This window comes from Enterocloster aldenensis, from assembly GCF_003434055.1.
Lineage (GTDB): Bacteria > Bacillota > Clostridia > Lachnospirales > Lachnospiraceae > Enterocloster > Enterocloster aldenensis.
The window spans coordinates 51664-70216 of sequence record NZ_QVEX01000005.1 but is presented as its reverse complement, the minus strand read 5'-3'; the positions used below and the strand labels follow the sequence as shown (position 1 = coordinate 70216).

General features: G+C 50.3%; 18 protein-coding genes. 5 read left to right on the top strand and 13 right to left on the bottom strand.

The genetic code is table 11. The features are described 5' to 3' along the window. Positions 1-6: 6 nt before the first annotated feature. From DWX59_RS12105 to DWX59_RS12080, 6 genes are read right to left on the bottom strand one after another with little or no spacing between them, the layout of a single operon-like run. Positions 7-1110 (bottom strand): autoinducer 2 ABC transporter substrate-binding protein, encoded by a 1104-nt coding sequence (locus DWX59_RS12105; protein ID WP_117559426.1) that lies wholly within the window; start codon positions 1108-1110, stop codon positions 7-9. 25 nt (positions 1111-1135) lie between these two features. Beyond that, entirely contained in the window at positions 1136-2101 is a 966-nt protein-coding gene (locus DWX59_RS12100) for an ABC transporter permease (protein WP_117559424.1), read from the bottom strand. After that, positions 2101-3063 carry an ABC transporter permease gene (locus tag DWX59_RS12095; protein ID WP_117559422.1) on the bottom strand — a complete coding sequence of 321 codons (963 nt, stop codon included), beginning with the start codon at positions 3061-3063 and terminating at the stop codon, positions 2101-2103. The genes DWX59_RS12100 and DWX59_RS12095 overlap by 1 nt, the downstream gene beginning before the upstream one ends. Positions 3064-3076: 13 nt before the next feature. Next, the gene (locus DWX59_RS12090; RefSeq protein WP_117559420.1) at positions 3077-4567 is read right to left on the bottom strand and encodes a sugar ABC transporter ATP-binding protein; all 1491 of its coding nucleotides are present in this window, start codon (positions 4565-4567) and stop codon (positions 3077-3079) included. Further along, positions 4549-5523 (bottom strand): carbohydrate kinase family protein, encoded by a 975-nt coding sequence (locus DWX59_RS12085; RefSeq protein WP_117559418.1) that lies wholly within the window; start codon positions 5521-5523, stop codon positions 4549-4551. Before DWX59_RS12085 ends, DWX59_RS12090 begins: the two co-directional genes overlap by 19 nt. Beyond that, positions 5523-6536 carry an ADP-ribosylglycohydrolase family protein gene (locus DWX59_RS12080; RefSeq protein ID WP_117559416.1) on the bottom strand — a complete coding sequence of 338 codons (1014 nt, stop codon included), beginning with the start codon at positions 6534-6536 and terminating at the stop codon, positions 5523-5525. The genes DWX59_RS12085 and DWX59_RS12080 overlap by 1 nt, the downstream gene beginning before the upstream one ends. Before the next feature lie 66 nt (positions 6537-6602). On the opposite strand from DWX59_RS12080, the gene DWX59_RS12075 reads away from it, so the two are divergent. Next, on the top strand, positions 6603-7373 hold the full coding sequence (locus tag DWX59_RS12075) for a DeoR/GlpR family DNA-binding transcription regulator (protein WP_117559414.1): 771 nt from the start codon (positions 6603-6605) through the stop codon (positions 7371-7373). A 284-nt stretch (positions 7374-7657) separates the two neighbouring features. Here DWX59_RS12075 and DWX59_RS12070 read toward each other — a convergent pair whose 3' ends face one another. The 5 genes from DWX59_RS12070 to DWX59_RS12050 are packed head-to-tail and all read right to left on the bottom strand — an operon-like array spanning position 7658 to position 12076. Beyond that, complete coding sequence (locus DWX59_RS12070; protein ID WP_117559412.1) at positions 7658-8761, bottom strand: ABC transporter substrate-binding protein; 1104 nt, start codon at positions 8759-8761, stop codon at positions 7658-7660. Positions 8762-8803: 42 nt separating this feature from the next. After that, the gene (locus tag DWX59_RS12065) at positions 8804-9601 is read right to left on the bottom strand and encodes an ABC transporter permease (RefSeq protein ID WP_117559410.1); all 798 of its coding nucleotides are present in this window, start codon (positions 9599-9601) and stop codon (positions 8804-8806) included. After that, positions 9601-10440 carry an ABC transporter permease gene (locus tag DWX59_RS12060; RefSeq protein ID WP_117559408.1) on the bottom strand — a complete coding sequence of 280 codons (840 nt, stop codon included), beginning with the start codon at positions 10438-10440 and terminating at the stop codon, positions 9601-9603. The genes DWX59_RS12065 and DWX59_RS12060 overlap by 1 nt, the downstream gene beginning before the upstream one ends. Next, entirely contained in the window at positions 10433-11509 is a 1077-nt protein-coding gene (gene potA / locus DWX59_RS12055) for a spermidine/putrescine ABC transporter ATP-binding protein (protein WP_117559406.1), read from the bottom strand. Before potA ends, DWX59_RS12060 begins: the two co-directional genes overlap by 8 nt. A 33-nt stretch (positions 11510-11542) precedes the next feature. Continuing rightward, positions 11543-12076, bottom strand: a complete 534-nt coding sequence (locus DWX59_RS12050) for a helix-turn-helix domain-containing protein (protein WP_117559405.1) — start codon at positions 12074-12076, stop codon at positions 11543-11545. 290 nt (positions 12077-12366) lie between these two features. Here DWX59_RS12050 and DWX59_RS12045 point away from each other — a divergent pair, with 290 nt between their 5' ends. The 3 genes from DWX59_RS12045 to rpiB all read left to right on the top strand — a co-directional run bounded on the left by DWX59_RS12045 (position 12367) and on the right by rpiB (position 15068). Further along, positions 12367-13425, top strand: a complete 1059-nt coding sequence (locus DWX59_RS12045; protein WP_117559403.1) for a lactonase family protein — start codon at positions 12367-12369, stop codon at positions 13423-13425. Between the two features lie 6 nt (positions 13426-13431). Further along, positions 13432-14562 carry a chorismate synthase gene (gene aroC, locus DWX59_RS12040; RefSeq protein ID WP_117559401.1) on the top strand — a complete coding sequence of 377 codons (1131 nt, stop codon included), beginning with the start codon at positions 13432-13434 and terminating at the stop codon, positions 14560-14562. 65 nt (positions 14563-14627) lie between these two features. Continuing rightward, positions 14628-15068: a ribose 5-phosphate isomerase B gene (gene rpiB / locus DWX59_RS12035; protein ID WP_008723799.1), complete on the top strand. Its 441-nt coding sequence runs from the start codon at positions 14628-14630 to the stop codon at positions 15066-15068. 123 nt (positions 15069-15191) lie between these two features. On the opposite strand, the gene rbr is transcribed toward rpiB, so the two are convergent. Further along, positions 15192-15731: a rubrerythrin gene (rbr, locus tag DWX59_RS12030; RefSeq protein ID WP_008723809.1), complete on the bottom strand. Its 540-nt coding sequence runs from the start codon at positions 15729-15731 to the stop codon at positions 15192-15194. Between the two features lie 208 nt (positions 15732-15939). After that, entirely contained in the window at positions 15940-16485 is a 546-nt protein-coding gene (locus DWX59_RS12025; RefSeq protein WP_008723813.1) for an NADH peroxidase, read from the bottom strand. A gap of 535 nt (positions 16486-17020) precedes the next feature. Between DWX59_RS12025 and DWX59_RS12020 the strand changes: the two genes are divergently transcribed. After that, entirely contained in the window at positions 17021-18469 is a 1449-nt protein-coding gene (locus DWX59_RS12020; protein ID WP_117559399.1) for a DEAD/DEAH box helicase, read from the top strand. Positions 18470-18553: the final 84 nt, after the last annotated feature.

The window sequence follows — 18553 nt, the reverse complement described above, 5'->3', positions numbered from 1 at the left end:
ACTCCTTTATGAATAGTCATATTCATCAATGTTTTCAGGGGTCAGCAGGATACAGCCGTGATATACTTTGGTTCCGTCCTCGATTTTTAGGTCAACTCCTTCGATTGTAAAGGTGGCGTCAATGGGTTTTCCTTCCGCCATGGCTGCAAGCACATAGCAGGCCACCTTACCTGTTTCCGTGGGGTTCCAGCTGAGGACCTGTTTTAACACGCCGCTCTTTATGTAGGGACGGCACTGATTTGGGAATCCGATGCCTGTGACTGCAATCTGTCCTTCCTTCACTTCACCGTTGCTGATGGCCTGTGTAATCGCCTCTGCTGCCTGAGGGGCTTCTGCGCCTGCAAATCCCAGGATGCCCTTTAAATCAGGATAGGTGGTCAGCAGGGTCTGTGCATTGGCAAAGGCGGTCTCGTTGTCATCGTCTGAGTTGACCGTGGTCACGATTTCAATATCAGGGCAGTTCTCTTTCAGATAATCGGTTGCGCCTTCCACCTTGGACACCTGATTTTCGGCGCTGAAGGAAGCGACCATGAATGCCAGCTGTCCTTCCTGCCCCATTTCCTCAGCAATCATTTTCCCCAGTTCCTGTCCCATGGAGTAGTCGGAATCCGGGCATACAAGGTAAGACCTGGTAGAGTTGGGGGCGTCTGTGTCAAAGGTGATGGTATTGACACCCTTGTCCTGTGCCTCTTTAATAGTTGCACTGATTGCCTCCGCATCATTGGGGGCAATTGCCAGACCGCCGATGCCCTGTGCCAGCATATCCTGGATCATGCTGATCTGCTGGGCTGAGTCCGTGGTCGCAGGACCGTTAAACACAGCATCATAGCCAAGGGTTTTGGCTGCTTCCATAATACCCTTTTCAGCGGAGGTCCAGTAGTCAAAGCCCACGCTTTTTGGGCAGAAGAACAGCTTCCTGTTTATTTCGGAAGCCCCGCTGCCGTCCTGGGTATCGGAAGCCGCCGTATCTTCAGTCCCTTTTTCGGTTCCGGCCTGGGAAGACTGGGGGGCTTTGGCTGCTTCGGTGGCAGCTGTCCCGCTGCTGCATCCCGCCAGGAGCGCACCTGCGAGTACCATGGCTGTCATTGTTGCTAAATGTCTTTTTTTCATGTTGTACCTCCTTATGATAGGTTAATTAGTTTTTCTTTTTAAAGTTAACAGCAGATACTATGATAAGTACTCCAAGGATGACGGTCTGGAAGATTGCGGATACTCCCAGATGGTTCAGACCGTTCCTCAGGGTTGCAATGGTTATGAATCCCAGGAGCGCGCCGATCATGTTGCCGGAACCGCCGGCAATGCTGATTCCTCCAATCAGAAGGGATGTAAGGGTGTCGGTGTCATAACCGCTGGCAAATTTAGACTCAGCGCTGGCAAACCTCATCAGCATGAAGGCCGCTGCAATGGCGGCAACCGCGCCGGACAGGGTAAACATGATGAACTTAATCTTGTCGGACCCAAGCCCTGAATAGACACTGGTCTTGGGATTATATCCAATGGCATGTACCCGTATGCCAAAGCTGGTTTTCTGCATGATGAAGATTGCTATCATGAAGATAACCACCATGAAAATAAAGCTGACAGGCATACCCAGGATCCGGATATTTGCACAGGACAGGAACTGCTGGGGAAGGCCGCTTACCGGCCTGCCGCCGGTGAGGATGTTGCACACGCCTCTTAACATGACCTGTGTTCCAAGGGTTGCCACAATGCCGGCCAGATGCATCCTGGCCACCAGGAAACCGTTAAGGCTTCCGATTGCGGCTCCGATTAATATGGTTATCAGTACTGCCAGCCAGATGTTCATGCCGGTCTTTAACAGCCTGGCCAGGGAGATGGCGCAGACTCCCATCACGGAACCGATGGACAGGTCGATATTGCCTGTCATCAGTATGATTGCAAGAGGGATTGTCACCATCCCCAGTTCCGCGGTCTGGCGCATCAGGTTCTGGAAGTTGGCCGCGGTGATGAAGAATGGAGTCAGCATGGCAAATACACTGGTCTGGATGATGAGATATACAGCCAGCAGGACAATGTTTTTATTGCCATCCTTTTTGGAGTAATTCTTTATGCCTGTAACAATAGAGTTTACTGCCCCCATCAGTTATCCCCCTTTCTTTTCTCGCGGGCGTTGAGGACATTGAGTACCAGGGCAATCAGGATAATGGCTCCTGTAATTGCGTCAACCCAGTATTCCGATACCTTAATCTGGATAAGCCCGTTGTTGATGATAGTAATCATCAGCATGCCGATGGCCCCGCCCAGCAGGGTGCCCTTTCCGCCAAAGTTCACACCGCCGGCAAGGGCGGCTGCCAGAACCGTGGTCCCAAGGGTGGTGCCTGTGGATGACGGGTTGATTGCCCCATAGGAGGATGCATACATGACCCCGGCAAAGCCGATAAGGGCGCCGCAGATGGTATAGCCAATAAGCTGTATCCTGTCGGAACTGATGCCGCTTAAGTCGGCTCCCTGGGGATTGGTGCCCACCGCGTATATCTTCCTGCCTGTGTTGAAATATTTCATGAACACGGTCATCACAATCAGCAGGAGCATTGCCATCCAGAACAGGTTTGATATGCCAAACAGCCTGCCGGCGCCAATCCTGGTGAATGCTTTGGGAAACTGGTTCACCCAGTATCCTCCGGTTATGACCACAATCAGCCCGCGGAACAGGTAATTGGTGGCAATGGTGGTAACGATGGCAGGAACCCTGCATTTTGTTATGATAAGCGCATTGATAAAGCTGAACAGCATGCCCAGCGCCACGCCTGCCAGTATACAAAGAATCACGGGGACGCCTGATTTTACCATGGTGCCGGATACTGCCCCGGCCATGGCAAGGATTGCCCCTGCAGAAAGGTCAATGCCATTAAGGATGATTACAATTGATATTCCCAGAACACAGATGCCGTTTACCGCATACTGCTGCAGGATCAGCCTCAGGTTGGTGGGAGTGTAGAAGTTGTCTGAAAACAGGGAAAAGAAGATGAATACCAGCAGTGAGAAAGCCGCAACGATAAACTCCTGTCTTTTCACAATCTTCAATATTTTAGCCTTATCCATGTGGTTTCCTCCCCTAAATACGCCCTGATGCCGCTTTCAGCAAAGTATCCTGTCCGATTTCAGCTTTTGTGAAGCTGCCGGTAATATGGCCCCTGCACATGACCGTGATGGTGTCGCTTACCCCCATGACTTCCGGAAGTTCGGAGGATATGAATAAAATTGCCAGATTGTTGTTTGCAAGGTCGTCAATCAGTCTGTAAATCTCACTTTTGGCGCCCACGTCCACACCTCTTGTGGGCTCGTTTAAAATCAGCACCTGGGGATTCCTGTCCAGCCATTTTGCCAGGACCACCTTCTGCTGGTTTCCGCCTGAAAGCCGCATGACTTCCTGGGAAGATGACACACATTTAATCTTCAGGCTTTCAATGGCAGCCGCCACACGGGTCTCTATCTTTTTGTAGTTGAGCATGACCCTGCCGTCATAGGAATCCAGGTTGGCCAGGATGGTGTTCTGGCTGATTGGCATATTTACAATGATTCCTTCCTGCCTTCTGTCAGACGGAACATATCCGATTCCCGCATTCATGGATTCGTTGATGTTTTTCATCAGAAGTTTTTTGCCGCCCATAAACACGCTGCCCTGCAATGGCCGCAAAAGGCCCATAATCATTTCCGCTGTCTCAGTAGCGCCGGACCCTGCAAGGCCGTAGAGCCCGAGGACTTCCCCGCGGTGCAGTTCCAGGGATACGTCATGGACCCCGTGTCCGCTCAGGTTCCTTACCTCAAGGATTGCTTCGCCGGCCGTGCGCTGGGAGTGGGTGTAATAGTTGGTGATGCTTTTTCCTATCATCTGGGAAATGACTTCGTCAATCCGGCCAGCTTCCATTTCCAGGGTGCTGACCTTTTTCCCATCCCGCAGCACGGTCACACGGTCACAGATCTGTTCGATTTCCTTCATCCTGTGGGAGATATAGATGACCGCAACCCCCTTTTCCTTCAGCACCCGGATGACTTCAAACAGCTTACCTACCTCGTTCTCCGGCAGGGCGGCCGTGGGCTCGTCCATAATAAGGACGCGGCAGTTGGATGAAACAGCCTTAGCTATTTCCACCAGCTGCTGTTCCCGCACGGACAGAAGCCGTTCCGGCATTTCCACATCAAAGGAAGCGCCCAGATCCCCAAGAACCTTCTTGGCATCATCCCTCATTTTTTTCCAGTTGACAAACCCGAGGGAATTGCGGTATTCTTTCCTGTCCAGGAAAATATTTTCTGCAACAGACAGATTGGAAAACTGGTTAAATTCCTGATGTATGATGGAAACACCTGCAAGCCGCGCCTTGCCCGGGTCGGAAAAATCAACCTCCCTGCCATCAAGGAAAATCTGTCCGCTGTTTTTTGTATAGACACCGGTTATGATTTTCATCAGTGTTGATTTACCGGCGCCATTCTCGCCTACAAGTCCATGGACCTCACCGCTCAGTACATCGAGGTCCACGCCCTTTAAGACTTCATTGCCAAAGAAGCTTTTCGTAATCCCCTTTGTCTTTAGGATTTCCTGTCCCATAGCATTTTCCTTCCATTGTCCTGATAGTACCTGGTTACCAGTTCTTCTATAAAGCTTAAATCATTGACACCGCCCTTGGGCCCATATTGCGTAACAGAATAACCTCCCGCGGCATTGGCGAACAGGGCTGCCTCCCGTATGCTTTTTCCCATAAGGAGATAGGTGATGAATGAACTGTTGAACGTATCCCCTGCACCGGTTGTGTCAACGACCTGCTGTTTGACGGCAGGTGTCCGGAAGGTTTCGTTTTTTGTGGCTGTAAAGCTTCCCTTTTCTCCCAGGGTGATGGTAGCTATTTCCACACCGTTTTCAAACATTTCTGAAAATGCTTCCTCTTCACCGCGGTTTCCCTTTATTTTTTCAAACCCGAATTCATTAAAGAAAAGAACATCACCCTTATAAATCAGTTCTTTGTCGCAGGCATCCACGGTTGAGGCTTCAATATCAAAGGCCAGCTTCACGTGGTGGTTTTTCATGTCATCCACGAATTCCATGTAGTTCCTGATGTTTTTAAGTTCAACAGGAGTTGTGTAGATGTAGGATGCTTTTCTGAATATGTCCAGTTCACAGGCTTTTATATCGAGTAAAGGCTTGTGGGGTTCAACTACCAGTATGGTACGCTCCCTGTGGGTCAGTATGATGATGGTCCTGGCGTCCGGGATATCATCCTGGTAGCGGAGCAGTCCTGTCTTCACACCGTGGGCCTTTAAGTCACTGACAATCATATCCGTCTTTTTGCTGTTGTTTTTCAGTGTGTCCACCAGATATGTATGGACGCCGTATCCTGCAAATACACAGGCTGCATTGGGAATCATGCCCCCAATCATATCTTCCTTATAGTCCACCATTGCCTTGCCGCCTTCTGACGGCCAGGTATCCGCTGTATAGTACTCGTCCAGGGCGGCTGCGCCAATGGCAATGACATATCTGCTGTCAGGTTCCGTATTACAGGCCATCAATAAAACTCCCTTTCAATATCACGTGCCAGTCCTTCGAGGTCAAAGTCATTTACTTTATTAATCAAAGATATATACTCGTCTGGTATGTTGCCCATTCCGTAAAGCGCGCCCGCAACAGCGCCTACCATGGTAGCAACCGTATCCGTGTCGTCACCGATATTAACACCCATTTTAATGGCTGACATGGGGTCGCCGGGCGTGGCTGCAAGAATGCCGAATACACATGGGATGGCTTCGGTTGCCATCAGCCCCGCGCCTATGATATTCCTTAATTCAAGCATGGCGCCCTCCCAGTCAGCGCCCTTCCTGCCGATTTCCACTGCAAGGCCGATTCTCTTTTCCACGGACGGGGTGGCCAGCCTGTGGGCAATTCTTGAACTGTCCTCAAAGCCCTTATGGGCCCCGTAGATTCCTGCTTCAATCACATCCTCCAGGGTGGCGTTGTCCTCCATTGCCTTTGCAACGGCCGCCGATATGGCTGCTGCGCCGGAGATGGCCACGTTATTGTTGTGTGTGGGCATACAGATGGTTATGGTATCCTGAACGGCCTTGTCCAGATTGCCCGGATTAATCAGGCCTACCGGGAATATCTTCATGCCGGACCCATTGGTGGCCCTTAAATTATCAGCGGCAATATAGGCTTTGGGATTCACGGTTTCCTCGCCTTTCAGTTTCTTGATGGCGGCTTCCGTGGTGGGGCCGGCAAACCGGAAGAATTGAGGATAGGAGGCCCAGGTGAAAAGTGCTCTTTTGGCTGCCTCCGCATCCACATTGCCCTTGGAAGCCACCAGTTCCTTTGCCGTAAAATAAGCAAGGCTGAAGTCGTCCGTGACCGTGCCGGCATCGTATCCCCGTGCAAAGCAGTCTGAAGGCGGGGTGATGATTTTATCCACATAGCCCCCGAAGTCCTCTTTGATCCTTTCGGCGCTCCGGGTCTCTGTTGCGGCTCCCATGGCATCCCCTACGGCAGCGCCCATGATACTTCCTAAAATTTTGTTGTACTTACTCATTATTTTTTCCTCCTGATATAATAAATTGATATTGCTTTTTAATTTTTTGTATACTATATTTATGGTATGTCTAAGAGCACACGTATATCGGAAATCGAAAAACTATTATTCGCAGTTGGTTCTGTTGAGGTTTCGCACCTGAGCAGTCTTTTTCATGTCTCGGAAATGACCATACGCAGGGATATTAACATGCTGGTGTCCCAGGGAAAGGCTATCCGCACCCACGGCGGGGCCACCATACCCACTGAAAAGTATATTGACGGAGTGGCGTTTACTTCCCGTGCAAAGGAGCATATTGCAGAAAAAAGGGCCATTGCCATGGAAGCGGTCAAATACCTGAATCCAGGAGATAACGTGTTCATTGACGACAGTTCCACCTGCCTTCGGATGGCGGAGTTCATACCGTACAGTAAGCCCCTGATCATAACAACCACCTCGTTGACCGCTGCCCTTGAATTTAACAAATGCACAAAGTGCACCGTGTTTTCGCTGGGCGGGGAACTTCATAAGACGGCCCATTCCTGTTTTGGTCCCATAACACAGAACCTTATTAAGTCAATGTACTTTAAGACTGCATTCCTTGGTTTTTACAGCATTACCAAGGACGGGCTGATTACCACCAACAGTGTGAACGACCTGGAGATAAAGAAACTGATCATGCAGCATTCAGAAAAAACAATTGCTTTGATTGACAGCAGTAAAATCCATGAACCAAGGTTTTTCCAGCTGGGTACCATTGCTGAAATGGATGCAATCATTACAGATGCAGGTATCTCCGGGGACTTTGCGGACTGCTGCAGGGAGAACCATGTGGGACTGACTGTTGTGAATGTTTGAATAGTGCGATTTATGTTTGAATTATAATCGAAAAAAGGAATATAGTCAAATAAAATATAGGTAATATTGCGACATTAGAAGGGGGATTTTAAGAATAAATTAGTATATAATGCATAAAAAATGTCTGATTAGATAGAAGAAAAAGTTTTTATATTCATTATTACATGTAAAAAATGTTTGTTCGAACATTATAGAACAGAAATTTCTCTTGCAAGAATGGATGCGGAAAAAAGAAGAGCGGCAGGGAATGGGAAAACCATCCGATGCCGCTCTTCCATATTTACTTATTCAGACTTAATTTCCTTCCACATATCATTATAAATCATATCCACATCATCCCCAAGATACTTGATGATTTCACAATTAGGCAGGCTGTTTATATCCGGGAACAGGGCCTTGTTGTTCTTCAGGTCGTCGTCCAGCAGGTCATAAGCGCCTTTGTTGGGGGTTGCGTAGGTGATGTATTCAAAGTTTTTCTTGGCAATGTCGGGGCGGCACAGGAAGTCAATCCATTTTTCTGCATTTTCCTTGTGCTCGGCATTGGCCGGGATGACCCAGGAGTCAATCCAGTAATTGGTTCCCTCCTCAGGAATCACATACTCCAGGTCATAGTCCAGGCCCTGGTCAGCAACAGCTTCCTGGATATAGAGCATTTCCCCGGAATAGATGACACCCACAGCGGCCTCGCCGCCAATCATCTTATCCCTGACCTGGTCAATGACATAGGCCTGGACCAGGGGCTTCTGCTCAATCAGAAGGTCACGGGCCTTGGCCAGTTCATCCGGATTGGTGGAGTTTAAGGAGTATCCCTCCATCTTAAGGGCAACGGTAAATGCATCCCTTACGCTGTTCTGCATCAGGATTTCGCCGCTCAGGCGCTCATCCCACAGATCGGACCATTTGGTGGGCGCGGGTACGCCTAATTCCTCCAGGCGCTTGGTGTTGTAGAGGATTCCCATGGTGCCCCAGCAGTAAGGCACGGAGTATTTGTTCTCGGGGTCAAAGCCCTTGGAGATGTCCAGGTACTCCTGGCCGATTTCCTTGTAATTAGGTACATTGTCAAAATTAATCTCAGACAGCAGGTTGTTCTGGGCCATGCGCTGGATCATGTAGTCGGACGGACATACCACGTCGTACTTGACTGCGCCGGCCTCAATCACAGGATACATTTCCTCGTTGGTCTCAAACACATCGTAGACAACCTGGATCCCTGTCTCGTCCTCAAACTGGGAAATGACGTCCTCGTCAATGTATTCGCCCCAGTTGTAAACATTAAGCTTGTTGTCTTCCTTGCCGCCTGATGCGGGTTTGCCGCAGCCTGTCATCAGGGCGGCGCTGAGCGCTGCCAGGGATACTGCGGCAAGGGTCATTGTCATTTTCTTTTTCATAATCATTCTCCTTTAAATATAGATGGGATGTTGCTAAGCAGGTTAAGCATGTTCCGGCTTCTTGATGGACCGGAAGTTGACAAAAATCAGAAGAATCAGCACTGTCAGGAAAATAATGGAGGACAGTGCATACATGGACGGCCGGATGCCGCGCCGCACCTCGCTGTAAATCAGGGTGGACAGGGTGTTGATGCCCGCGCCCTTAGTGAAGTGGGTAATGATGAAGTCATCTAAGGACATGGTAAATGCAAGCAGGAAACCGGAGAGCACCCCCGGCATGATATCCGGGAACACTACCTTGAAGAACGCGTATATGGGCGGGGCGCCCAGGTCCAGGGCTGCTTCGTACGTGTATCTGTCGGTCATCTTCAGCTTTGGCATGACGCTTAATATGACATAGGGTATGTTGAATGTGATATGGGATATCAGCACGGTCTTGAATCCCAGGGATATGCCAAAGGCAATGAACGCCAGCATCAGGGAAATACCTGTGACGATATCAGCGTTCAGCATGGGTATGTTGGTAATGCCCATCACAACGGTTTTTGGTACCGCCCTCATGGAGTTGATGGAGATGGCGGCGGCCGTGCCGATGATGGTTGCTATGAGCGCGGATACAAAGGCAATGACCAGGGTGGTGGTCAGGGCGCTCATGATGGAGCGGCTGTCAAACATCTGGGTATACCACTGCAGGGTAAACCCGCCCCACTGGGTCCTTGACTTGGACTTGTTAAAGGAAAGCACCATCATGGTCAGGATGGGGGCGTACAGGAAGATAAGTATCAGCACCATATAAAAATCAGATACGATTTTGCGCAATGCTTTTGAACCTTTTGTCATCAGAATGCAGTCCCCTCTCCGTTTTTATCGTATTTGGCAATCATGGCCATGCTGATTAAGATGAAGACCATGAGGACCAGTGAAAGGCCGCTGCCCAGGTGCCAGTTGCTGCCCCTTGTGAATTCCTGCTCAATGACGTTGCCAATCAGCAGGATCTTGCTTCCGCCCAGCAGGTCCGAGATGACGAAGGTGGTTAAGGAAGGGACAAAAACCATGGTAATGCCGCTTATGATCCCAGGAATGCTTAAGGGGAACCATATCCGGATGAAACGCTGGAAGCTGTTGGCCCCCAGGTCCATGGCAGCGTTTATGATGTTGTCATCTATCTTGGACAGCACATTGTAGATGGGCAGTACCATGAAGGGCAGGAAGTTATAAACCATGCCCAGCACAATGGCGGCCGGGGTATTGATAAGGGACTGGGCGGGCAGGTGCAGCCAGCCCAGTATCCCGTTGATGACACCGTTTTTCTCTAATAATGTCTGCCAGGCCAGGGTCCGGAGGAGGAAGTTCATCCACATGGGAAGGATGAATATGAACACAATGAAGCCTCCGGCGGCAGCACCCCGTCCCCGGAGTATCATGGCCAGGGGATAGGCCAGCAAAAGGCAGAGCACCGTGCTGATCAGGGACAGGCCCAGGGACAGCCACAGCGCCTTGGCGTGGTCTGGTGATGCAATGGCAATGATATTGGACATGGTCAGGGAACCGCCCTTATCCGTAAGGCCGTACCATACAATCATGGCCAGCGGAATCAGGGTGAAACCCGCCATCCAGAGCAGATATGGTCCGGATAACAGCGCCTTGCCGATGGCGGCGCCTTTTTTCTCACTATTCATTGACTCCCAGCGCCTCCTCATCTTCAGAAGCAGGCTTATTCATGATCTGGATCTCAAATGGCTCCACATGGATGCCAACCTGCTGGCCTACTGGGAACATGTCGGTGGAATGTACCAGCCACTCAAAGCCGTCCGGCGTGGTCACTTCCATCTCATAGTGGACACCCTTAAAAATCAGATGGGTCACAACGCCCTGGAGCGTGCCGTCCTCGGGCTTTACAAGGTCAATGTCCTCGGGGCGGATCACAACGTCCACAGGTTTATTATTGCCAAAGCCCTTGTCCACACATACAAACCTGGCGCCCAAAATTTCTACCAGCTCATCCCTGACCATGGTGCCGTGCACGATGTTGCTTTCGCCGATAAAGTCGGCCACAAAGGCATTTTCCGGCTCATTGTAAATCTGTTCAGGGGAACCCATCTGCTGGATATAACCCTGGTTCATGACCACGATGGTATCTGACATGGTCAGGGCCTCTTCCTGGTCATGGGTAACGTAAACAAAGGTGATGCCCAGCTCGTTCTTAAGGCGGATTAACTCATACTGCATATCCTGGCGCAGCTTTAAGTCCAGGGCGCCCAGGGGCTCATCCAATAAAAGCACCCTTGGCTCGTTCACAATGGCCCTTGCAATGGCTATGCGCTGCTGCTGGCCGCCGGACAGGGAATCCACGGTACGTTTTTCGTAGCCGGACAGATTGACCAGCTTCAGGGCGTATTTAATCTTGTCGTCAATATAGGACTTGGACTTGTTCTTGATTTTCAGGCCAAAGGCAATGTTTTCCGCGATATTCATATGGGGAAACAATGCATATTTCTGGAATACGGTGTTAAGCTGGCGTTTGTTGGGGGGGATCCTTGTGATGTCCTGCCCTTCAAACATGACTTTTCCCGTATCCTGGGTGATAAAGCCGCCGAGTATACGCAGGGTGGTGGTCTTGCCGCAGCCGCTGGGGCCCAGCAGGGTGACGAAGCTGTTTTCCCGGATGGAAAGATTTAAGTCGTCCAGTACCAACTCACCGTCAAAACTTTTAGATATATGCTGTAAATCAATCAATGGCTGGCTCATGATAAATTCGTTCTCCTTTTATCGTAATAGTAATCAGAAACTGGGCGGTGAGCTTACCCACAGCAGCAGCGCGCCGTTCTTGCTTGTAAGATAATGCTTTTTATCTGAGGTGAAATAAAAGGATTCACCTTTTTTGGCCTTGTATGTCTTGGGGCCGATGTGGATGGAAATGCTTCCCTGGAGCACATAACCGAATTCCTCGCCTTCATGGGGATTGTCCGGATAAGTGGAGCCGCCTGCCTTCAGCGTCAACAAGATGGGTTCCATCATGTTCTTCTGTGCGTTGGGTATGATCCATTTGATTTCATTATTCAAGTCTGTGTCGATTTTCTCAAAATAATCCTGTTTTCCGAATACAATCTGTTCATCCGGGGTTTCGGTGAAGAAATCGCCGATGGTGGTGCCCAGGCATTGAAGGATATCTATCAGGGTGGCGATGGATGGGGAGGTCAGGTCGCGCTCCAGCTGCGAGATGAAGCCCTTGGAAAGCTCTGCCCGGTCCGCCAGTTCCTCCTGGGTCAGACCCTTCAGCACCCTCAATTCCTTTAATTTACTTCCAATATCCATGGAAAACCTCCCTGTCTGAAAGAAGTATGCCCGCATATTGCCGCCGTGGGCATCCCTTAAATATATGAACAAAAAGTTTACAAATACTAACTGACTATAAAAATAAGCAAAAAGTTTAGTAATAATAAACAAGCGCGAATTTCATTATACATTAAATTGATGGTATGTCAATACCTTTTCGCAAAGTTATGGGCAACAAATTCATAAATATCCAGTTAACAAATTCACAAAATTATGTTATGATAACTTTAGTTTGAAAATGGACGCGAAACAGGGAGGTACAGACAGGTATGAACGGCAAATATATGGCATATGTAGGTTCCTATTCCTATACCGGAAAAGCAAAGGGAATCACGGTATATGATGTAGATGTGGAGAACGGTGTATTTAAGGAGCGTTGTGAAATGGAAGTGGACAACTCTTCCTATGTGATTGCCAGCAGCGACGGCAAGACCCTGTATTCGATTGCGGATGAGGGCGTGGTATCGTTCCGCATCCTGCAGAACGGAAGCCTGGCCAGGTTAAACAGTTCACCTATACGCGGCATGAGGGGCTGCCATCTGTGCACCGACATGGAGGATAAATATGTGTTCGTGTCCGGTTACCATGACGGCAAGACCACGGTCCTGAGCCTGAATAAGGACGGCTCCGTTGGGGAGATTGTGGACGAGGTGTACCACAAGGGTTATGGCAGCGTGGCAGAGCGCAATTTCCGCTCCCATATTACCTGTACCAGAAGGATGCCTGACGGCAGATATGTCCTTTCCGTTGACAACGGAACAGACCAGGTAAAGGTATACCGGTTCAATGAGAAGGATAAGAACCTGGTCCAGGTGGATGCCATCCACTGCGACCTGGAGTCCGCGCCAAGACATTTCCGCTACAGCTCGGACGGCCGTTTCATCTACCTGATGCACGAACTTCAGAATGTAATTAATGTATATTCCTATGAAACCGGGGACAGGGCGCCGGTCATTGAAAAAATCCAGACCATTTCCACTACCGCCACCAGGAACCCGGGCAACCTGACCGCTGCATGCGCCATGAGGCTGTCGCCGGATGAGAAATATATATACTGCACCAATGCAGGGGAGAACACGGTAAGCATCTACAGCAGGGACGAAGAGTCAGGACTCCTCACCATGATCTGCTGTCTGCCGGTAAGCGGCGAGTATCCCAAGGATGTGGCCATCTTCCCGGACAACAGGCATATTGCATCCATCAACCATGACAGCGGTAGCATCAGCTTCTTCAAGGTGGATTATGAGAAGGGGCTTCTTGTGATGTGCGGGCGCAGCCTTCATGTGAACCAGCCCAACTGCTGTGCCATTGCCAGGATTGGAAGGTAGGCGCATATGGCAGGATCCACATTCGGGACAATATTAAGGGTATCTGCCTGGGGAGAATCCCATGGAAAGGGAGTGGGCGTGGTTGTGGACGGATGTCCGGCCGGCCTTCCCCTTGACGAGGCGGATATCCAGGCATATTTAAACAGAAGAAAACCAGGACAGAGCAGATTCACCACGGCCCGGCAGGAAGGGGACGTGGTGGAAATCCTCTCAGGGGTGTTTGAGGGCAGGACCACCGGTACTCCCATTGCCCTGGAGGTGCGCAACACGGACCAGCGTTCCCATGATTACGGGAATATCATGGATGTATACCGTCCGGGCCATGCGGATTATACCTTTGACGGGAAGTATGGGTTCCGGGACTACCGCGGCGGCGGCCGTTCATCTGGGCGTGAGACCACGGCGCGGGTGGCTGCGGGCGCCATTGCCTGCAGGCTCCTTGAAAGCCTGGGCATCACGGTGAGGGCGTATACAAGGTCTGTGGGCCATATTGAGATTGATTCCGGTTCCTTTCGGATGGAGGAGATGTGGAATAACCGTCTCTACATGCCGGATGCGGAGGCTGCCAGGAGGGCGGAGGCTTATCTGGAGGAAATGATGGCAAGGAAGGACTCCTGCGGAGGCGTGGTGGAGTGCGTGATCCGCGGCATGCCTGTGGGCGTTGGGGAGCCGGTATTTGATAAGCTGGATGCCTGCCTGGCAAAGGCCATGCTGTCCATCGGGGCAGTGAAGGGCTTTGAAATCGGGGATGGCTTTGAGGCGGCCAGGTCCCTTGGATCCGCCAACAACGACGGATTCAGGATGAGCCGTGAATCAGAGGACCAGGGCCTGCTCTTTAAGGACAGGATAGTCAAATCCAGCAACCATGCAGGCGGGACCCTGGGCGGGATCAGCGATGGAAGCGATATTGTACTGCGGGCGGCATTTAAACCCACCCCATCCATTGCCCAGCGCCAGCACACAGTTACCAGGAACGGTGAGGAGACAGATATAGAGATAAAGGGACGCCACGATCCCATCATTGTCCCCCGGGCAGTGGTGGTGGTGGAAGCCATGGCCGCACTGACGGCAGCCGACCTGCTGCTGCTGTCCATGACATCCAGGCTGGACCGGATTCAGGAGTTTTTTGGAAGATAGACGGCCTGCGGAGGGGATGGATATACAAACATAAAATGATATTGGATGATAGATAGGAGAGAATTATGAAAATCGCAATCGGTAACGACCATACAGCAATTGAAATGAAGGAAATCATCAAGGAATTCGTGGAGGGTAAGGGATATGAGGTCATTGACCTGGGAACCAACTCCACCGAGAGCTGTGACTATCCCGTATACGGTGAGAAGGTAGGACGCGCGGTTGCCGGTGGGGAAGCCGACCTGGGAATCGCAATCTGCGGAACCGGTGTGGGAATCTCGCTGGCAGCCAACAAGGTAAAGGGAATCCGCGCATGTGTGTGCAGTGAACCGTATACGGCCAAGCTTTCCAGGATGCACAACAATTCCAACGTGCTGGCTTTTGGCGCCAGGGTGGTGGGAAGCGAGCTTGCCAAGATGATTACCGAGGCATGGCTGGACGCTGAATTTGAGGGCGGAAGGCATGAGCGCAGGGTGAATATGATTATGGATATTGAGAATTCATAGGGATTGGAAGAAGGTTGTAGTGGGGGCAGGAAATGCCCCCACTAAATACGGAATAAAATAAAGTGCTGCCGCACCTGATTTTAAATCTGGCGCGGCAGCACTTTCTGCACTTATGCATATGAATTAATAATTCTCAACTTTCCTCTCAAAGTAAGCCTTTGGATGGGCACAGCATGGACATACCTCAGGAGCCTCGTCGCCTTCGTGGATGTAACCGCAGTTCCTGCACTTCCAGCCTAAAGGAGCGTCGCCCTTGAAGGTCTTGTCATTCTTAAGGCTCTCTAACAGCAGATTGTATCTTCTCTCATGGGCAGCCTCAACCTTTGCAACCAGTTCAAACTTAACAGCAAGCTCTTCAAAGCCCTCTTCCCGTGCCTCACGTGCCATGCGTGCATACATGTCGGTCCACTCGTAATTCTCACCGGCAGCAGCATCAGCCAGGTTCTCTTCCGGGGTTCCGATCCCGTGAAGTTCCTTGAACCACATCTTGGCATGCTCCTTCTCCTGGTCAGCGGTTTCCAGGTATAAAGCCGACATCTGCTCGTAACCAGCTTTCTTGGCTGCAGATGCATAATATGTATACTTGTTACGTGCCTGTGATTCTCCTGAAAATGCGTCCTTTAAGTTCTGTTCGGTTTTAGTTCCTGCATATTTTGATGCCATAATTGTACCTCACCTTTCTCATTAGAATAGTATATTGCTGTTTCTTCCTGCTAATTCTTATTGTAACGTTTAATTTCAAATATTTCAATCCATATTTTAACAATACTTAGTTTGTAACCCTTGGTTTATAACCTTCCGTAAGAGTGCAGGCAGTCTTGGGGGGACTGCCTGCATGTAAAAGGAGGGTTCTATTGATTATGCTAAATGATTAGCCGAAATATCTTTCTAACAGTCCTGCAAATGCCTTGCCATGGCGGGCCTCGTCCTTAGCCATCTCGTGGACCGTGTCATGGATTGCATCCAGGTTCAGGGCCTTGGCCCTCTTAGCCAGGTCGAACTTACCGGCAGTAGCGCCGTTCTCGGCAGCAACCCTCATCTCCAGGTTCTTCTTGGTGGAGCTTGTGACAACCTCGCCTAACAGCTCTGCGAACTTAGCTGCGTGCTCAGCTTCCTCATATGCGGCCTTGGCCCAGTACATGCCAATCTCAGGATAACCTTCCCTGTGGGCAACCCTTGACATGGCCAGGTACATACCCACCTCAGAGCACTCGCCTTCAAAATTAGCCCTTAAATCCATCATGATATCTTCAGGGGAACCCTGGGCAACGCCAACCTCGTGCTCACATGCCCATGCCATCTTGTCGGATTCCTGCTCTTTGAACTTGGATGCCGGGACGCCGCACTGTGGACATTTCTCAGGTGCATTCTCGCCTTCATAAACATAACCGCATACTGTACATACCCATTTCTTCATAACTTATATTCTCCTTTTTCCATTTTGATTTATGTGTTTTAATTAATAATAGTAATTGTTACTGATATTAATATAATACATTTGTAGTGAAATGTCAATAGTATTTTAGGATTTTTTTAAACAGTATCCATTCCTATTGTAACAGTTCAGACAGCCATAGGAATTCCCTCATTTAATACACCGTTCATCTTATGGCTGGTATGCCGTTCATCAAGGCAATAATACCTTGAAAAATACTTAATCCCATTCATTTATGGTTTCAATCAAACGTATGATGTTACAATATATCTGCCGGCCAGTTTCTGTGAGGAATCCGTCTGCCATTCTCTGGCGGTTTTTGCAGATCTGAGGGTCTTTTTCTGAATGGTTACTTTTCATACCCCCAACTAAAGAGAATTTAAATTTCTATTTCATTAACCGGGAAACTGTGATAAGATTAAAATTCACATGTTCCGAACAGAATAACGACAACGATGAACCGCATGCTTTTGGGCCGATTCACCGCGTACAATAAAAAGAAAGAAGAAAATACAAGATGAATTTTGATGAATTACAGTTATCTCCGCTACTCTTAAAAGCCCTGGATCAAAAAGGATATACCAAACCATCCCCTATCCAGGAGCAGGCAATCCCATATGTACTGAATGGCCAGGATCTTCTGGGCTGCGCCCAGACAGGAACCGGGAAGACAGCGGCATTTGCCCTGCCAATCATACAAAACCTGATGGAGCGTCCCAAAAACAGGCAGAAGAAGAAGCCCATCCGCTCCCTGATTCTGACGCCCACAAGGGAGCTGGCGCTGCAGATCCATGAAAATATAGAGGAGTATGGAGCCAGCACTCCCATCAACAGCGCAGTCATCTTCGGCGGCGTTTCCGCCAAACCCCAGATCCAGTCCCTGCGCCGCGGCATTGATATCCTGGTGGCCACCCCCGGACGGCTGCTGGATTTAATCGGCCAGCATGAAATAGATCTGTCCTTTGTGGAAATCTTTGTGCTGGACGAGGCCGACCGCATGCTGGACATGGGGTTCATCCACGATGTAAAGCGTGTAATTACCCTGTTGCCGAAGAAGCGCCAGACCCTGCTGTTCTCCGCCACCATGCCGGATGAAATCCAGACCCTGGCCGCGAAGCTGCTGCACAACCCAGTCAAGGTGGAGGTAACCCCAGTCTCCTCCACCGTGGATTTGATTGAAACCGCCCTCTACTATGTGGATAAGGCTAACAAATGGCCCCTGCTTGTGCATCTGCTGAAACACGAGGATGTGTCCTCCACCCTGGTATTCACCCGTACCAAGCACGGCGCGGACCGGGGGGCCAAATATCTGAATAAATCCGGCATAACTGCCGCCGCCATCCACGGGGACAAATCCCAGGGCGCCAGACAGACCGCCCTCAGCAATTTTAAATCGGGCCGTCTCCGTGTCCTTGTTGCCACGGATATAGCCGCCAGGGGCATTGATATCGAGGAACTGTCCTGCGTCATCAATTTCGACCTGCCCAATATCCCTGAGACCTATGTCCACAGAATCGGCCGTACAGGGCGCGCCGGGCTGGGAGGACGGGCGCTTTCCTTCAGCGACATTGAGGAAAAGGCATATGTGAAGGATATCGAGAAGCTGACCGGCAAGACCATTCAGGTAATCGGGGATCACCCCTATCCCATGAAAATCTTTGAGATTGCGCCTAAGGAGGAAAGGAATTCCAGGCAGGCGAAGGGGCCAGGAAAGGGCGCGGATTCCAGACGGGCCAAGGATTCCAGACGGGCCAAGGATTCCAGAAGGACCAAGGATTCCAGAACGGCCGCGGACTCCAGACGGGCCGCCGCCTCCAGAAAACAAACAAGCGCTGAAAAACCGGTCCTCACCCAGAGCCAGCCAGCCCCACAGAAGACAAGGCCTTCCGGCAAGCGCCCCCATGCCCCCGCCCCGCTTCCAAGGAGAAGCAGCCAAATGGCAATCCGGACGCTGCATTCCAAATAAATTCAACCCAAGCCGTTCACCACATACAACAAAGGGGCTGTCGGTTAATACCGATTTTTAACCCTTGACATTTAAGGAGGAGAT